The sequence below is a fragment of the Salinimicrobium sediminis genome, from assembly GCF_900215295.1.
Classification (GTDB): Bacteria; Bacteroidota; Bacteroidia; order Flavobacteriales; family Flavobacteriaceae; genus Salinimicrobium; species Salinimicrobium sediminis.
In genome coordinates, this window is sequence record NZ_OCMF01000001.1 from 963130 (window position 1) to 979937 (window position 16808).

The 16808-nt window shown below is 42.4% G+C and carries 13 protein-coding genes and 1 tRNA gene; 4 read left to right on the plus strand and 10 right to left on the minus strand.

Annotation, left to right across the window (positions count from 1 at the left end; genetic code table 11):
* Positions 1 to 224 precede the first annotated feature (224 nt).
* The 3 genes from CRO16_RS04380 to mce all read right to left on the minus strand — a co-directional run bounded on the left by CRO16_RS04380 (position 225) and on the right by mce (position 1503).
* Positions 225 to 554 (minus strand): YegP family protein, encoded by a 330-nt coding sequence (locus tag CRO16_RS04380; RefSeq protein ID WP_097055099.1) that lies wholly within the window; start codon positions 552 to 554, stop codon positions 225 to 227.
* 298 nt (positions 555 to 852) lie between these two features.
* Positions 853 to 926 (minus strand) — tRNA-Ile (locus CRO16_RS04385).
* Positions 927 to 1053: 127 nt separating this feature from the next.
* Positions 1054 to 1503: a methylmalonyl-CoA epimerase gene (gene mce, locus CRO16_RS04390; protein ID WP_097055100.1), complete on the minus strand. Its 450-nt coding sequence runs from the start codon at positions 1501 to 1503 to the stop codon at positions 1054 to 1056.
* 165 nt (positions 1504 to 1668) lie between these two features.
* On the opposite strand from mce, the gene rbfA reads away from it, so the two are divergent.
* Together rbfA and CRO16_RS04400 are read left to right on the plus strand one after the other, a co-directional pair.
* Positions 1669 to 2064: a 30S ribosome-binding factor RbfA gene (rbfA, locus tag CRO16_RS04395; RefSeq protein ID WP_097055101.1), complete on the plus strand. Its 396-nt coding sequence runs from the start codon at positions 1669 to 1671 to the stop codon at positions 2062 to 2064.
* 3 nt (positions 2065 to 2067) lie between these two features.
* Positions 2068 to 3267, plus strand: coding sequence for an ABC transporter permease (locus CRO16_RS04400; protein WP_097055102.1), 1200 nt, complete (start codon positions 2068 to 2070; stop codon positions 3265 to 3267).
* Positions 3268 to 3300: 33 nt separating this feature from the next.
* Here the strand turns inward: CRO16_RS04400 and CRO16_RS04405 are convergent, their stop codons facing one another.
* The 7 genes from CRO16_RS04405 to CRO16_RS04435 form a co-directional block, all read right to left on the minus strand.
* A complete protein-coding gene (locus tag CRO16_RS04405) occupies positions 3301 to 3873 on the minus strand; it encodes an outer membrane beta-barrel protein (RefSeq protein ID WP_097055103.1) in 573 nt (190 codons plus the stop codon).
* Positions 3874 to 4074: 201 nt separating this feature from the next.
* Positions 4075 to 5067: a tRNA dihydrouridine synthase DusB gene (dusB, locus tag CRO16_RS04410; RefSeq protein WP_097055104.1), complete on the minus strand. Its 993-nt coding sequence runs from the start codon at positions 5065 to 5067 to the stop codon at positions 4075 to 4077.
* A gap of 522 nt (positions 5068 to 5589) precedes the next feature.
* Positions 5590 to 7995 (minus strand): outer membrane beta-barrel protein, encoded by a 2406-nt coding sequence (locus tag CRO16_RS04415; protein ID WP_097055105.1) that lies wholly within the window; start codon positions 7993 to 7995, stop codon positions 5590 to 5592.
* Between the two features lie 157 nt (positions 7996 to 8152).
* Complete coding sequence (locus CRO16_RS04420) at positions 8153 to 8842, minus strand: LrgB family protein (RefSeq protein ID WP_097055106.1); 690 nt, start codon at positions 8840 to 8842, stop codon at positions 8153 to 8155.
* Positions 8839 to 9216 (minus strand): CidA/LrgA family protein, encoded by a 378-nt coding sequence (locus tag CRO16_RS04425; RefSeq protein WP_245858870.1) that lies wholly within the window; start codon positions 9214 to 9216, stop codon positions 8839 to 8841. The genes CRO16_RS04420 and CRO16_RS04425 overlap by 4 nt, the downstream gene beginning before the upstream one ends.
* Positions 9217 to 9255: 39 nt before the next feature.
* Positions 9256 to 12192: a glycoside hydrolase family 3 N-terminal domain-containing protein gene (locus CRO16_RS04430; protein ID WP_097055107.1), complete on the minus strand. Its 2937-nt coding sequence runs from the start codon at positions 12190 to 12192 to the stop codon at positions 9256 to 9258.
* 42 nt (positions 12193 to 12234) lie between these two features.
* Positions 12235 to 13407, minus strand: coding sequence for an acyltransferase family protein (locus tag CRO16_RS04435; RefSeq protein ID WP_143544420.1), 1173 nt, complete (start codon positions 13405 to 13407; stop codon positions 12235 to 12237).
* 196 nt (positions 13408 to 13603) lie between these two features.
* Here CRO16_RS04435 and CRO16_RS04440 point away from each other — a divergent pair, with 196 nt between their 5' ends.
* Both CRO16_RS04440 and nagB read left to right on the plus strand, forming a co-directional pair.
* Entirely contained in the window at positions 13604 to 14860 is a 1257-nt protein-coding gene (locus CRO16_RS04440) for an ROK family protein (RefSeq protein WP_097055109.1), read from the plus strand.
* A gap of 28 nt (positions 14861 to 14888) precedes the next feature.
* Positions 14889 to 16808, plus strand: coding sequence for a glucosamine-6-phosphate deaminase (nagB, locus tag CRO16_RS04445; protein ID WP_097055110.1), 1920 nt, complete (start codon positions 14889 to 14891; stop codon positions 16806 to 16808).

Below are 16808 nucleotides of genomic sequence, written 5' to 3' on the forward strand. Positions count from 1 at the left end.
AGGAATTGCAATTTTACAATGGCAATGAAGTATCTGTATCTCCCAGTATTTCTCAACGACTACCTTTATATTTCTTCTTTTTTCTTGTTGTAGTAATTCTTCTTTATCTGGCGTATCAAATATTCTTTATAGATTCGAAATGGGATGGTTTAAGTTTTCTGGTAGGATTTTAATAAAAAAAGGAGACATTATGTCTCCTTTTCCACATCAGTAACAACCAAAAACTAATCACTTAAATCATCTATGGTAGCATCTGGAGAATTCTTCTTCACAGAAGCAATACCTTTTTCTAATGCAGCTTTAGAAGAGTAAGTCTCACTTGAACCTACTACTTGTCCATTGGTCGATTTTAAATTGAACCTGTGACCAGAAGGAACTTCTTTAATTTCGAATCTCTCATTAACCTGAGAATTCTTTTGAACAGAAGCAATACCATTTAAACATGAAGCTTTGGTCTTGTATGCTTCACTACTTAAAATAATTTGACCATTACGTGCTTTAAGATTAAATCTGAACTGACCAGACTTATCTTTTTTAATTTCAAATTTTGCCATTGTATTAGAATTTGTTTCTTTAAATGTAAGAAAATTGTAGGAAAGGAGGAAAAGTAGATAAACTTCTCTATTCAGTTGTAATAGGTAATCCTAAAAGCAATGAGGAGTTTTTCAAAGCTAAAAAGTTCATTTCGCAAAACCTATTAGATATAGTCATCCGTTTTTCTTTGGAAAAAAAATGCAGATTTAAGCCTACTACAAGTCCTTTAGAATATATTTACCATACAATTATCGTACAATACAGGCAACAAAAAAACCGTAAACTACTAATTATCAGCAGCATTACGGTTTCTTTCTGTGGTCCCACCTGGGCTCGAACCAGGGACCACCTGATTATGAGTCAGGTGCTCTAACCAACTGAGCTATAGGACCATTTGGTGCTCTAACTTCCCGACGGTTCGGGAGAGCTATAGTACCGGCTCAATGAGCTTAAGAGGGCGCAAATTTAAAACTTTGCCCCTTACATAACAAGTGTTTCAAAAATTATATTTTTAAGGGGCTATAAATCTTCCCATACTTCATCCCCAATAGGAATAGCGTTCTCATCTTCCAGGATTTCCTGGCACAGCTCCACCAAAACTCCATTTGCCGATTTTGGATGTAGAAAAGCGACCAGTTTATTGTCGGCTCCTTTTTTTGGACGTTTGGAGATCAATTCAAAGCCCTCTTCCTTTAAGCGTTTCATTTCTGCTCTTATATCCTCCACTTCAAAAGCAATATGGTGAATTCCCTCCCCGCGCTTCTCGATAAATTTCGCGATAGGGCTATCCTCAGAAGTTGCGGCCAGTAATTCGATCTTATTCAGCCCCACCTTGAAGAAGGAAGTTTCCACGCCTTCACTCCTTACTTTTTCAGATTTATAACTTTCTGTGCATAACAGTTTCGAATAAACTTCATTAGCCGCCTCAAGATCTTTTACCGCAATGCCTATATGTTCTATATTTTTCATTTTCAGGGATTCTGTGTTTTTAAAATTTTAAATCTGCTTTTCCTGCCCTGCAGGATAAAGCTTTTTGAGAATAAAGATAAAAAGTCAGGTGAGTTTCCAGTCAAAACCAAAAGCTATTAACGCTTATTTTAAGATTTTAAGCCGTAAATGTTCTACTTTTGTAGCATGGAAGAAACAAATAGACAGAAAAAAATAGGAGGAGTAATACAGCGGGATTTGGCCGAAATTCTTCAGGCTCATTTGCGTGATGCGGGTAAAACGGGAATTTTGATCTCTGTTTCTAAAGTGAAGGTCACTACAGATCTTTCACAGGCAAAAGCCTATATCAGTATTTTTCCGGCTAAAAATTCCGGAGATATTTTGAAGGAGCTTAATGAAGTAAAGCCAAAGATCAAGCATGAGGTAGCCCTTCGCACAAAAAATCAATTGCGCAGAATGCCAAATTTGGAATTTTTTATTGATGATTCCCTGGATTACATTGAAAACATCGAAAAATCAATAAAAGGTGAGGATAATCCTATTGAACAGCCCGACCTGCTTTCAAGACGGAAAAAATCATAAGCCTTGAATTTCCCCTTTTACATAGCCCGAAGGTACCTGTTCTCTAAAAGCAGCAGCAATGCCATCAATATCATTACCATTATCGCGGCTATCGGGGTTTTTGCAGGGGCTTTTGCACTGTTTATTGTTCTCTCCGGCTTTAGCGGACTCAAAGACTTTAGCCTGTCTTTTTCCAACCAGTATGATCCCGATCTTAAAGTTTTGCCCGCCAGTGGTAAGACCTTTAATTTTTCTGAAGAGGAAAAAGAGCAACTCAAGAATATCGCCGGAATTTCCACTTTTTCAGAAGTCATAGAAGAGCGGGTCTTTCTGGATTTCAGGTCAAAGAACAAGACGGCTTATATTAAAGGAGTAGATGAAAATTTCCTGAAGGTGAATCACCTGGACAGTGCACTAATCCGGGGAGTCTGGTTTCATCCTACCGAATCCCAGGTGGTTATTGGGAATAACATATCCCGTGAGCTTAACCTGGGGGTGTTCGATTACATGAGCTTATTGAAGGTGCTGGTACCGCGACCCGGAACAGGACAGGTGCTGGATCCTACCCGGGCCTTTAATTCTCAAAATGTGGTGGTCTCCGGAATTTACAGCATCAACGAGGAGCTGGACGATAAGTATGTTTATTCTTCTCTGGATTTTGCCCGGGAACTTCTAAGCCTTAAACCTACTGAAATTACAGGACTGGAGCTAAAATTAAAACCCGGAGCAGATCCCGAAACTGTGGTTACTGAAGTTCAGGCTGCGATAGAAGACGGGATAGAGATCAAGAACAGGGCACAGCTTAATGATGCCCTTTATAAAATGCTCAATACAGAAAATCTTGCCGTGTACCTCATTTTTACACTGGTATTGATCATTGCGCTTTTCAATGTTGTGGGTTCCATCATTATGGTGATCCTGGATAAAAGGGAAAATATCAAAACCTTGCATAGCCTGGGGGCGACGCCTCGTCAAATAAAGAATATCTTCTTTACCCAGGGTGTGTTTTTAACTCTTTTGGGAGGAAGCCTGGGACTGATCTTTTCACTGATCCTTGTTTTCATGCAACTCGAATATGATCTTGTAATGATCACTCCCAGCCTGCCTTATCCCGTATCGATCACCTGGCAAAACATAGTTTTAGTCATGGTAACAATCACTTCCCTGGGAATGCTGGCTTCCTGGATCGCCGCTAACAGAAGCAAGAAGGCTCTAAATGCCTGATTTTCCTGCGGAAATATCTTTTAAAAAGGCTTTTTAGAATCGCTTTGCAACTCCAAGGCCTATACTTAAGTACTGGAGATCGAAGTCGGAGTCAAAAGTAGCCAGTTTCAATTCAGTAGCAAGAGACCGGTAAATTACCTGTGGTCTCAGTTCAAAGCCACTGCCAAAACTATATACAACCCCCGCCTGTACTTCCCAGCCCAGTTCATGACCTGTATCGGCTGTGATGTCTCCGGAAGAATCTTCTGCTTCAAAATGTTTATAGATTCCGCCGGCACCCAAAAGGTATGAAAGAGAGGGAGTAAAAGGATGAATAAATTGTAAGCCGAAGGAGTATCCGGTTTCTTCAAATTCTAAACCATCTATTCCCAGATCCTCTTCTACCTGGAAATTATTCCATCCCCAGCCGGCATATACCCCCAGATGTGGCATAAATTTGTATGATACCATAGCCTCAAATCCAAAGCCGGTTTTAAGGTCAAAAGCGTCTTCTTGTTGAGTGGGAAAATTAACCTGTGGCCGCAGTTCCACCGCCCATCTCTCCTGTGCATTCACTTGAAACGAAAGCAGAATTAGGAGCATTCCTAAGAGTAAGTGCCTTTTCATAATATGAGGTTTTTAAAGAGAAAGAATAGTAAAGGAGAAACCTCTTTTATACTCCTCTTTGTTTGAATATTGTAACAAATTTACAATACTAAAACCCTCTTATCGTGACATTTATCAGGAAGTGTAAAAGATAATATCGGGGAATAAAGATTCAGGCCTGCTAAGAAAATCCTTGTGTAGAAGCTTTAAAAAAATTAGCTTTTAAACGAACTCGTATCCCGAGAATTCCTTTTCTACCTCATCAAAAGCGGCAAAAACATCTGCAGCGTCATCGCTGGTCACCATTTTTTGACGATATTCCTTGAAGTGGGGAATACCCTTAAAATAGTTGGTATAATGCCTGCGGGTTTCAAAAACCCCTAATTTTTCACCTTTCCAGTCAATGGCCATTTGCAGATGCCTGCGTGCGGCGTCCAGGCGTTCCTCCATAGTGGGTGGCGGAAGATGTTCTCCGGTCCTAAAATAATGTTTCACCTCTTTGAAAAACCAGGGATAACCTATACTTGCCCTGCCTATCATTGCCCCGTCGAGCCCAAATTTATCCCGCATCTCCATGGCTCTTTCAGGGGTATCCACATCGCCGTTCCCAAAGATTGGAATATGCATTCTTGGATTGTTCTTAACCTCGGCAATGGGTGCCCAATTGGCATCACCCTTATACATTTGCACTCTTGTACGGCCGTGGATGGATATTGCGCTCGCGCCTACATCCTGTAGCCTTTCGGCCACCTCAACAATTTTTATGGAATCCTGATCCCACCCTAACCTGGTTTTAACGGTAATGGGTAATTTCGTATGCTTCACCATGGCTTCGGTAAGGGAAACCATTAGGGGGATATCTTTCAGGATACCCGCCCCGGCACCTTTGGAGACCACTTTTTTCACAGGACAACCAAAGTTGATATCTATAATATCAGGGCCCGATTTCTCCACGATCTCCACCGACTGCAGCATAGATTCCAGGTTGGCTCCAAAAATCTGGATTCCAACGGGTCTTTCTTTTTCGTAAATATCCAGCTTCATGACGCTCTTTGCGGCATCACGAATAAGCCCTTCTGAAGAAATAAATTCGGTATATACCACATCTGCCCCCTGCTCCTTGCACAATGCACGAAACGGCGGATCACTCACATCTTCCATTGGTGCTAACAACAATGGAAATCCCCCTACATCTATGTTCCCTATTTTCGCCAAAACAACTGTTTTTCAGGCTGCAAAAATAATGAAATTAATTCAGTTCGAAAGATGTAGAATTTTTAGCCACTAATTCACGAATAATTTTGGGCTGGTAAAGTGGTGTAAGGTAATTTATTCCCTTTCCGGCGGAAGCTTAATGAGCTAAACTAATCAAATTGCAAATATTTAAAATCGTCATGGCAAACTTATTTCACGCAAAATCCGCAAAGAAGGCGCAAAGAGCGCAGAACTGCCAGTGGTATTAAATTGTATTAATCCTCAAACTTTTAAAAATTTCCCGCAGATCCCGCAGATCTACGCAGATTTATTAACGTACTTCTTCCTTATGATGAACTTTGGAATTTGGAAGTTGGTTCTCTTCCACTAAAGCTTCAGAGAATAAATTGCTTGGAATTTGGTGCTTGGAATTTGGTATTTCCAAATTGGTCCACAAAAATTCCTGATCACTAATCACTAATCACAGATCCCTGAACACTTTAATTGCCAACTGCCAACTGCCCACTTTGCACTGCCTACTAATTAAAGTCTATCTCTTTCAGCCGCATCTATAGCCCGCTGATTATCGCTAAGCCTGAAGTTTCCGAAGTTATACTTAAACCCTACCCGCACGTACTGGGATTCAGGTTGGGCGAAATAGCCGTTATCCTGATTTAAATATTGAGATCTTAACCAGGTATTTGTTTCATCAAGGATATCTTCAAAATTGAGGCTAATCTCGGCGCGGTTGTTCCAAAGTGTCTTTCTAAACCCTAAAGAAAGGGTGGTAAAAGGTTCCATGATATAAGAACCACTTAAAAATTTAGAAACATAGGTAAGGCTTAATTCGCCGGTAAATGTGCCGTCTTTCGAGATGATAAAGTTATTATAGAGACTTCCGTAAAAGCCATCGATCTCGATAGTCGCGGGAACATTTCCGCTTTCCAGGGCAAGAAAAGTCCTTTCTTCATTAAAAGCGTTAAAATAAATATAGGCATACCACCAGTTTTTCACCGATCTGCCATGGCTAAACTGAATTCCATAGCTGGTACTTTCCAAAAGGTTGGCACTTACTCTTCTTATGATGCGGTTTTCATTATCCTGAAAACTGAGGGTTTCCGGAGTGTTCCCGCTGTCGGTGTAGAAAAGATCAAAGAAATAGGCATTTTTGAGCGCATAGCTCAGGGAATAGCTGTTGATAATGGCCGCTTTTAAATTTGGGTTTCCGGCATTGTAATCGAACTCGTTGAGATAGTACCTAAAGGGATTAAGACTTTCATACCGTGGCCGTTGAATTCTACGGCTGTAGTCGAAAGTAAGGCTGTTATTGTCATTAAAATTGTGCTGCAGGTAAAAAGTGGGAAATACCTCAAAATATTCCCGGTCATTAACCTGCTCCATAGAACGGGAATCCCCCATACGATCTGTATATTCCCCTCTCAAACCAGCCTTGGCGCTCCATTTGGTCCAATCTTTTGCCACACTAACATATCCGGCATAGATCGTTTCATCATACAAAAATTCATCCCATTGTAAGGCTCCTTCTTCAACATCGGGATATGCCCCCAAATAATCAATGCGGCTTTGAGATTCTATCACAGAAGTTTTAATTCCGCTTTCAAAGCTGGTACTCCCAATTGGGGTGATATAATCTAATTGGGCCGTATAAATATCGATGGCCTGGTCTGCATCTGTGTAGAAGCTGTTATCTACAGGAGGACCAGGCACTTCCTGAAAGGTGGTAAAAATGGCCTGTTTCCTGTTCTGGTCAAAACGGGTATAATGCATTTTTGCAGATAACTCTGCCCCTGCTTTATCTAAAAAATGTTTGTACTCCAAATCAAGAGCAACATTGGAAAGATCATCATCAAGCGTGCTCTCTGTTAGCAGGCTTTTTTCTTCACTTCCCTCTTCCCGTATCCTGGAAATAACTTCATTGTCAAAGGTTTTGTCCGGAGAATAGCTAAGACTGGAAGTGAAATTCAAAATGTTCTTATCGTCAAAATTGTAGTCCAGCATAAGATTGGCACTGTGGCCCCGGGATCTTGTGGTGCGCTCAAATTCGGTATCCCAGCGGCTAATAGAATTTCCCATATCATCCATAAAATTGATATAGCTTACATCCTCCTTAAATTCCTTGCGTGGAGAATAGGTGTAGTTCCCAAAAACATTCAATTTCTCTGTTTTATAGTAGTGACTGGTTCCTAACTGGTACTTCGGAAAAATTGCCTGGGTCCAGGCAGCATTGACATTTCCCTTATATCCCGGTGCAATGCTTTTGGAGGTAATAATATTAAGAATTGCACCCCCTTCGGCATCATATCGTGCCGGGGGTGTAGTGATCACTTCAATGGATTTGATATTTTCTGCGGAATAATTCTCGAGCAGCGTTTGTAATTCGGAAGCTGTTAGTTGTACCTTCCTGTCATTGATATATACCTGCACTCCCTGGTTTCTCACCGTAAGATTTTCTCCTGAAAGTATCACCCCCGGAGTCTTTTTAAGTATATCCCAGGAACTGCCATGGGAAAGCGTGGTATTCTCCACCTGAAATACCAGCCGGTCCACCTCTCTTTTTACTGAAGGATTTTTGTAGTTAATGGAGACTTCAGCCAGAGCAGCAGTATCCTCCTGCAACACAAGAGCTCCTAAATTTTCATTTTTTGATACCTCTATCTGTTTCAGGTTATCACGAAAACCAACGAAACTTACCTTTAACAGGTAAACGTCAGGTTCGATATCGGTAAAATTGAATTTTCCGTTTTCCGAAGAAACGGCACCTTTATAAACCGTGGTCGAATCCTGTGCGTTAAGTAAAATGAGATTGGCAAATGCTACGGGATCCCTGTTGCTGTCAACAACTTTTCCTTCTACGGAATGCTGGCTAAAACCTGAAAAAGAACACAAAAAAAGGAACAGGAACAGTGGGGAGCTGTATTTTATGAACATGCAAAAATGGTTGGTTAGTGCTTGATAATTGTAACAAAATCAAACAAATATAGCATTTTTGATCACACATCAGAAATTCAACTGTATTTCTGAAAAAAAATTGGGAAATCGGTTGTGATACCGAAAATAGGCTTGAAAGAAGGCTGAAATATCTATTTTAGAGCAGCAGCTGCAGGATGAGCGGGGTGAGAATGGCAGTTATAATTCCGTTTAGGCACATAGCGATTCCGCTGTAAACTCCCGGAATTTTTCCTTCCTCAATAGCGCGGGCAGTACCTATACCGTGAGCTGCCGTTCCGAGGGCTGCCCCAATTGCTTTTTTGCTGTTGATCCCCATTTTTTTCAGAAAATATAATCCGAACACATTTCCAAAAACGCCTACCGCAATGACAATTCCTGCCGTGATATCGGGAATTCCTCCAACGGTTTTTGTTATTTCTACGGCAATAGGTGTGGTGACCGATTTTGATGCAAGTGACCGGATCAAAAAGTCAGGCAGGTCCAATATAAGCAGGAAAGCAACTACACTTAAAACCCCACAGATCCCTCCAATAATTACTGCAATAGAAAGCAATTTTAGATCCTTGCGCAGCTCTTCATATTTTTCATAAAAAAATGCTCCCAGGGCTACTACGGCCGGTCCCAACAGGTAGGTAAGGAATTTTCCACCCCGGTTATAGGTCTCGAAAGAGATGTCAGCCAGCTTCAAAAAAAGGATTATTCCCAGGATGGCCAGCAGCACAGGATTCAAAAATGCGATTTTTAGACGGCCTCCCCGGCGGGCCAGCGCATAAAAAAGCAGCGTAAGTCCTATTCCAAAAATGGGCAGCAGGAAAGAAAAGCTCATTTTTCGAATTTTTGGAGAATTAGCGCGGTGACATAGAGCGTCAACAAAGTGCTGGCAATGATGGCAATGGTAAGGGGCAGCCAGTAAGCCTTCACAAGGTCGAAATACACCATTAATCCTACCCCATAGGGAATAAAAAAGAGTACCAGGAATTCCAGAAGTTTATCTGATGCCGGTTTAACCGCGCTGAGAGGGATCCAGCGAAATTTTAAAGCGAAAAACAGGAAAATCATCCCGAGAATATTTCCGGCCACGGGAAGATTAAAAAAATAGGTTACCAGTTCTCCTGCAATCAGAAAAAGCAAAATAAAGAAGAAGGCCAAAAGCCTTCTTCGGGAAAAAAGATCTGTAAGGTATTTTAGGACTTGCTTCAAGCTTTCATTTTTAAAAATGCTGCCGTTTCCCAGGTGGATTTATTCCTGTTTGATGGCATCATACAGCACCTGGTGAATTTCTGTACGGGTATTGAGGCTGTACAATCTGTGGTTGTCTCTGGTGGGGTTAACCCTGTTGGAAAGGAAAATATACAGCAGGTCTGTTTCGGGATCCATCCATACCATGATCCCGGTGAACCCGGTATGACCAAAGCTTGCTGCAGAAGCATCCTGAGCAGTATTCCTGCTCTCCCCTTTGTCATTGTAGTAAGGCTTGTCAAAACCTAAAGCTCTGTGATTTTCTGAATCGGGAAAGGTGGTTTTAGTGAATTTTTCCAGGGTTTCCTGCTCCAGATATTCTCTGCCCCCATACTCCCCGCCGTTGAGATACATTTGAAGTAGCTTCGCCAGATCATTGGCATTGGCAAACAAACCCGCATGCCCCGAAACTCCGCCCAGCATTATAGCCCCTTCATCATGCACCGTCCCATGAATAGGCTGCTGCCGGAATAAAAAATCATGTTCGGTAGGGACAATCTTGTATAGCGGCAACTGCGGATTAAATCCTACCGAAGTCGCGCCCAAAGGATCATAGAAATTCTCCTGAAGAAACTCGGGAAATTCCAGATTGGTTCGGCTTTCCACCACCCGTGGCGCGAGGATAAAGAAGAAATCTGAATAAACATATTCCTTTTTTTCCCTTAAAGGAGAATCCCGGATAGCTTTTACGATCTTGTCAGGGTAATCCTTGTGCAGATACATCCCTTCTTTGATTTTGATGGGATAATTTTCGGAAGCTGTTTCCTTAAAGGTTTTCCTTTTGTAACTACCATCTTTTTTGAAGGTGTCTTTCCAAAATGGGATCCAGGGCTGGAATCTCGCCTGGTGAGTAAGGATGTCGTAGAATGGAATATTTGCCTTGTTCGATTTTCGGAAAGATGGAAGATGATCTGCGAGGGTCCCGTCCAGGTTAAATTTTCCCTGTTCATACAGCTTCATTAAAGCAGCCATGGAAGTCGAGATCTTGGTAACCGAAGCCAGGTCGTAAATATCATCTTTCTTCACCGTGATGGTGTCAAAATAGGAATGTGTCCCATAGGCTTTGTGAAATATCACTTTTTGATCTCTTGCCACAAGGATCTGTGCCCCCGGTGTCGCTTTCATTTCCATAGCGAGGTTCATCAGGGAATCGATACGGGTATGCAGGATTTCTGAATCCATTCCTGCTGCTTCTGGAACAGTATAACTAAACCTGATGCCGCCTTTAACTTCCAGCCCGTCGCCGGCTTTAAATTTCTCACCCACACTTACCGGAAGTTTTCCGTTAGCTCCAATTCCGCCGAAGATCAACTGGGCTGCCACCTCCTGAGTTTCAGGACTGTCCTGGTAGGCCACCAGCAAACCTGCCGAATCTTCAATTCCGTCGATCTTGTTCAGTACATACGGGTTCTTAAAAAAGGCAAATATGGAGTTCTCTTTAGAAGCAAGATCTTTTATCAGCTGCAATACATCTTCATTTAGCCTTAAGGTGTTCCGCGGAAATTTGCTAAAGTCGTGGATCCCGGAGATCACCAGGTCATAATTCTGCAACTGGTCCTGCAGGGTTTTCACCATAATTTCCGAAGCATTTACAGGCAGGTTGAAATGTGTAATTCCCGCATATAATTCCAGGGTCTCCTGAAATGCTGTTTTTTTCATGGTCCCGAAAGAAACGGAAGCGATCCTCAGAGAATCCAGTCCCTGCACTGGAATGGTATTGTTATCATTTTTGAGAACGGTCAAGGATGCTTCTGCCAGCCTTCGATTCAAATAAATAGCTTCAGGAGTGTTCAACTCCCGCATAATTTCTTTGGTCTCTATTGGCTTATAATTATTCAGCCCCACCCACTGCTTTACTGCAAGGATCTTTCTTACCCGGGCATCGATTTCCTTTTGAGAAATCAGTCTCTGATTAATGGCTTTTCGAATTTCAGAAATCGCCTTTGGCACTTCGACAGTGAATTCCAGAAGATCATTTCCTGCCAGGATAGCATCTTTATCTACAACTCCGGGTTCGTTACCTTCGGTTACGCCTTTCATGTTCATGGCATCGGTAACAATAAGGCCTTCAAAGCCAAGCTCCTCTTTCAAAAGGCCTGTAATGATAGGTTTTGATAAAGTGGAAGGCACCCCGGTAGAATCCAGAGCAGGAATATTAAGGTGTGCGACCATTACTCCTCCAATTCCTGCTTTCAGGATCTCCTTAAAAGGATAAAGTTCGAGAGAATCCAGCCTTACAACCGGGTGGTTGATCTGTGGCAGGGCGTAATGTGAATCTGTATCGGTATCACCATGGCCGGGAAAGTGTTTTGCAGTTGTGAGCAATTGCCCATCCTGCATCCCACGCATATAAGCCGTGGCTTTTCTGGCTACATTATATTTATCCTCTCCAAAAGAGCGGTAATTGATCACGGGGTTATTCGGATTATTGTTAACATCCACCACGGGTGCAAAATTGAGATGTAATCCTGTCCTCCTGATCTGCCTGGCAACTTCGGTTCCCAATTCATAAAGAAGATCTTCATCCTGAATAGCGCCCAAAGCCATTTGAAAGGGATAGCTAATGGTGTTGTCAAGCCTCATTCCCAGCCCCCACTCTGCATCAATAGCTCCCAAAAGTGGCACTTTTGATGCCTCCTGATATTCGTTCATCAATTTCACCTGACTCTCAGGATCCCCCTGAAAAAAGATAAGTCCGCCGATCTTTTGTTCATTGATGAGCTTCAGGATCTCCTGCCTGTGCTCTTCACCGCGGTTTGAATAAGCTGCCACCATAATAAGCTGGGCAATTCTCTCATCGGGTGTAAGGGTCTTCATTACAGAATCCACCCATTTGCTGTTTGTATATTTCAGGAATGGAGGTTCGGTATTTTGGGCCTGCATTGGCAGGTTGATCATCATTGCGAAAAGCAGTAAAAAGATGGGGGATTTTGACATTTTTGAGGGTATATTTTTTTAAAAAAAAATTGAGGCGCAGATCTACACCTTGATATAAATTCGTTTTTTATCCATCCAGTAGCCCATAAGCCACATAAGGAGCATATAGGTAACGGCAAAAAGTAAGGAGGCATTATACGGCTCCAGCCAACTTAGAAAAAAATTGTCATAAATCCAGCCTTTCATGGAGCCGCCATTTATCCAGATCACGTTCATTAGCATCACAAAAATACCCGACATTACGAAGATGAATAAAGGATTCTTTCCAAAAACTTCAAAAAAGTATGTCCAGGATCTTAGCCTTACCACCTCAATGATCCAAATAAGAGCTCCTATGAGTACGAGACTCCAGCCTATAGTCAAAACCACGTATGAGCTGGTCCAAAGAGGCTTATTGATTGGGAAAAATACGTTCCAGATTTCTCCGGCTATAACGAAAGCCAGCCCGACCAGGACCAGTTTCCAAACCGTTGTAAAGTTATTTCCGGATCTCTGAATAAAAATTCCTGCCACATAACCTGCGATAACATTCACAATAGCGGGTAAAGTGCTTAAAAGACCTTCGGGATCAAAAGGAAAGCCGAAACCTCGCCAGAGATTTTCGGCCGGAAAGACTAAAAGATCAAATTTTAAGGCAGCATTCCCTTCCATAGAATAAGGGTCGGCGGCATCTCCAAAGTAGTACATAATTCCCCAGTATACCATGAGAATTACTGCACTTAATATTATAGATCCCTTCAGTTTAAGATTTTTTACAATGAGGGAGGCAAAAAAATAGCATAAAGCAATACGCTGTAACACCCCCATAATTCTCATGTCGGTAAGATCTTTAAACACGAGTTCTCCGCCAGAGCGGTACACAAATGGGAATGCACTTAAAAAAAGGCCTATGAAAAAAATTTTAAAAGTTCTCCTGATGACCTTTTTCAAAAATACTGAATCGGGTTGTGCATCAAACTTGCGCATACTAAAGCTCATGGCGTTTCCCACCACGAAGAGGAAACTTGGAAAGACGAGATCTGTAATAGTAAATCCGTGCCACGCAGCATGTTTAAAAGGAGCGTAAATAGTACTCCAGCTCCCGGGGGTATTGACCAGCACCATTAGGGCTATGGTCAGACCTCTTAACACATCAAGAGCCAAAAATCTTTCCCCTTTTTTGACCGGGAAAACTTTATTTTCCTCCATGGTCCCTGCTGCTGTAGTAGTACTCATAAATGGTTTTTTAGCTTCTGTTCCGGTGGGTGCAGAAGTTTTCTAAATATTCAAGAATTAAACTCAGGATAAAAATATAAATTTTTATTAAAGAAAACATCTTTTATAAAAATTTCATTAAAGTTCTTGGTGGGCAACTCTTTTTACTCTATTTTTAATTTTCAATCATTCTGCCTGTGGCAGCTCTAAAATTCTGATGAATATCCAGGAACTTCTAATTAAGACCGAACAGCTTAGCGCCAGTAACGTTGAGCGAAAAAAGCATCTCCAAAAGATAAAGATCATTCAAAACCTTTATTTCCAGGGACCAAAGACCAATACTGAAATTTGTGAGCAATTCAATATTAGCTCCCCTACTTCGATAAGACTTCTCAATCAACTCATAGATGAGGGGTGGGTAAAGAAGAATGGTCGGGGTAAATCTGCAGGTGGTCGTAAGCCCGACCTCTACAGGCTGGAAGGTAATAGTTTTTACGTGATGGGGATCCAGCTTGAACGTTCCAGGATCAAAATGGCCATTTTTGACAATCACAATAAAAAGGTGGCGCAGTTCGAAGATCTCTTTCAGATTGAAAGCGACAACGGCCTGGTAGATCATATTTATGCCGAAGCTACCAAACTGATGAAGGATTCCGGAATTAACCTGGATAAATTGTTGGGAATTGGGGTAAGTATGCCCGGTCTTGTATCTTCGGAAGAAGGTAAAAACTTCACCTACTTTATTAAAGAGGAAGAATCAGAATCCCTCGAAGAGATCCTCAAACGGAAATTCAATAAACCCATCTTTATTCTAAATGATGCAAAAAGTGCATGTTTAGCCGAATCAAATTTTGGACTGGCCAACAACCGGCAGAATGTGTTGGTGATCTCCATGGACTGGGGAATAGGCTTGGGTGTGATCATCGACGGAAAAGTGTATCAGGGATCTTCGGGATTTGCCGGGGAATTCGGGCATATTCCGTTAGTGGATGACGGACTGCTTTGCCACTGCGGAAAAAGAGGTTGTTTGGAAACCGTAGCATCGGGTCTGGCCTTGACCAGAATGGCACAGGAGGGAATCCTGGCCGGAGAAAGCACGAGCCTTAGCCAGTTATCTAAGAAAGAACTTGAAAACCTGCAGCCCGGGAAGATCATCGAGGCGGCAAATATGGGAGATCAATTTTCGATTAATATCCTTTCAAAAGTCGGGATCAATCTGGGAAAGGGCCTGGCTATCCTCATCCAGCTGTTTAACCCGGAACTGATCATCCTTGAGGGAAAGTTTGCCAAAGCACAGCAATTCATAACTATCCCTATTCAGCAATCAATTAATACTTACTGTATGGCTCAGCTAAGGGAAAAAACAAAGATCTCTCTTTCCAACCTGGGAGAAGATTCTGTTCTCCTGGGATCTGTGGCCACGGTAATGGAAAATATTTTCGGAAATCAGATCGCTATGATCAACAAGAGTTAAAAATTAAAAATTTTCTATTTAAGACATTATGGCAAGATTAAATCTTCTTGAAGAAACCCGCTTTGAAAAAGTACCCGTTACAGTTTATGAGAATGCACATATTGCGTCCTTAAGGGTAGCTGCACGCATTACCAATTTAATAAAGAGAAAGCAGGACAGGGGAGAAAAGGCAGTGTTAGGACTTGCCACAGGGGCCACCCCGGTGCAGGTCTATGAAGAACTTGTTCGCAGGCACAAAGAAGAAGGATTGAGCTTTAGCAATGTCATCACCTTTAATCTGGACGAATATTATCCAATGGATCCTTCTTCCAGGCAGAGTTATGTGACCTTCATGAATGAAAATCTGTTCGACCATATTGATATAAAAAGGGAGAACATTCATATTCCTGACGGTACTTTACCCAAAGAGGAAATAGCCGCTTACTGTATCGCGTATGAAAATATGATCGAAGCTTTGGGTGGTCTTGATCTGCAAATCCTCGGAATTGGTAGAACCGGGCACATTGGTTTCAATGAACCTGGATCTGCACCAAATTCAGGAACTCGTCTTGTAACCCTCGATGACCTTACAAGAAGAGATGCATCCAGGGATTTTGGAGGAAAAGAGAATGTGCCTACCAAAGCCATTACCATGGGTATTGGTACTATCTTCAAAGCGAGAGAGATCATTCTGATGGCCTGGAACCGGAAGAAAGCTTCTATTATTAAGAAAGCAGTGGAAGGTGAGATCTCAGGAGAGGTGCCGGCAACTTACCTTCAGCTTTCAGAAAATACGGAATTTGTACTCGACGAGGATGCAGCTGCAGAACTCACCCGCTTTAATACACCATGGCTGGTGAAGGATTGCACATGGAATGATGACCTCATCAAAAAAGCGGTGATCTGGCTGTCGAACGAAGTGAACAAACCCATCCTCAAACTTACAGATGAGGATTATAATAACCATGGAATGGCGCAGCTGGCTACCGAAAAAGGTCCTGCTTACAATATCAACATTCACGTTTTCAATCAGCTGCAACATACCATCACCGGATGGCCAGGCGGAAAACCTAATGCTGATGATTCCCAAAGGCCCGAAAGAGCTGAACCGGCTCAAAAACGTTCGCTTATTTTCTCCCCGCATCCCGATGATGATGTGATCTCTATGGGAGGAACATTCTTAAGACTGGTGGATCAGGGGCATGATGTGCATGTTGCCTATCAAACCTCCGGAAATACCGCCGTGTGGGATACAGATGTACTTCGCTACGTGGAATTTGCAATAGATTTTAATAAAAGTATTGGAGAGGACAGCAGCAAACTGGAGCAGATCTATGACGAAATGCGGGAATTCATCAAAACCAAACAACCCAACCAGATCGACTTGCCGGAAATTCGTGATGTAAAAGGATTTATTCGCAAAACCGAAGCTATTGCAGGGGCCCGTTATGCCGGGCTTAGTGATAAAAAGATCCATTTTATGGCGCTGCCGTTCTATGAGACAGGAAAGACGGTGAAAAATCCACCTACAGACAGGGATGTGGAATTAACCATGGACCTGCTGCAGGAGATCAAACCTCATCAGGTTTTCGCAGCCGGCGATTTTGCCGATCCCCACGGAACCCATCTTGTGTGCTTCAATATTGTAGTGGAAGCAATGAACAGACTACGGGAGACCGAAGATTGGGCGCAGGATACCTGGTTATGGATGTACCGCGGGGCGTGGCACGAATTTGAGACACATGAGATCCAAATGGCCGTACCGCTTTCTCCACAGGAAGTCCAACGCAAGCGTAACGCCATCTTCCAGCACCAGTCCCAAAAGGACAGACCGGTATTCCCAGGGGACGATGAAAGGGAGTTCTGGCAACGCGCCGAAGACCGTAACCGGGAAACTGCACGGGCGTATCACAAACTTGGGCTGGCCAATTATGAAGCTATGGAAGCTTTTGTAAAGTGGAAATTCTAA

What these genes read in the sequence shown, in the direction of transcription:
- CRO16_RS04405 (WP_097055103.1), bottom strand. Translation starts at nt 3,873, where the DNA reads ATGAAAAGGCACTTACTCTTAGGAATGCTCCTAATTCTGCTTTCGTTT.
- CRO16_RS04435 (WP_143544420.1), bottom strand. Translation starts at nt 13,407, where the DNA reads ATGAGTACTACTACAGCAGCAGGGACCATGGAGGAAAATAAAGTTTTC.
- nagB (WP_097055110.1), top strand. Translation starts at nt 14,889, where the DNA reads ATGGCAAGATTAAATCTTCTTGAAGAAACCCGCTTTGAAAAAGTACCC.
- CRO16_RS04380 (WP_097055099.1), bottom strand. Translation starts at nt 554, where the DNA reads ATGGCAAAATTTGAAATTAAAAAAGATAAGTCTGGTCAGTTCAGATTT.
- rbfA (WP_097055101.1), top strand. Translation starts at nt 1,669, where the DNA reads ATGGAAGAAACAAATAGACAGAAAAAAATAGGAGGAGTAATACAGCGG.
- CRO16_RS04440 (WP_097055109.1), top strand. Translation starts at nt 13,604, where the DNA reads ATGAATATCCAGGAACTTCTAATTAAGACCGAACAGCTTAGCGCCAGT.
- CRO16_RS04430 (WP_097055107.1), bottom strand. Translation starts at nt 12,192, where the DNA reads ATGTCAAAATCCCCCATCTTTTTACTGCTTTTCGCAATGATGATCAAC.
- CRO16_RS04415 (WP_097055105.1), bottom strand. Translation starts at nt 7,995, where the DNA reads ATGTTCATAAAATACAGCTCCCCACTGTTCCTGTTCCTTTTTTTGTGT.
- mce (WP_097055100.1), bottom strand. Translation starts at nt 1,503, where the DNA reads ATGAAAAATATAGAACATATAGGCATTGCGGTAAAAGATCTTGAGGCG.
- CRO16_RS04420 (WP_097055106.1), bottom strand. Translation starts at nt 8,842, where the DNA reads ATGAGCTTTTCTTTCCTGCTGCCCATTTTTGGAATAGGACTTACGCTG.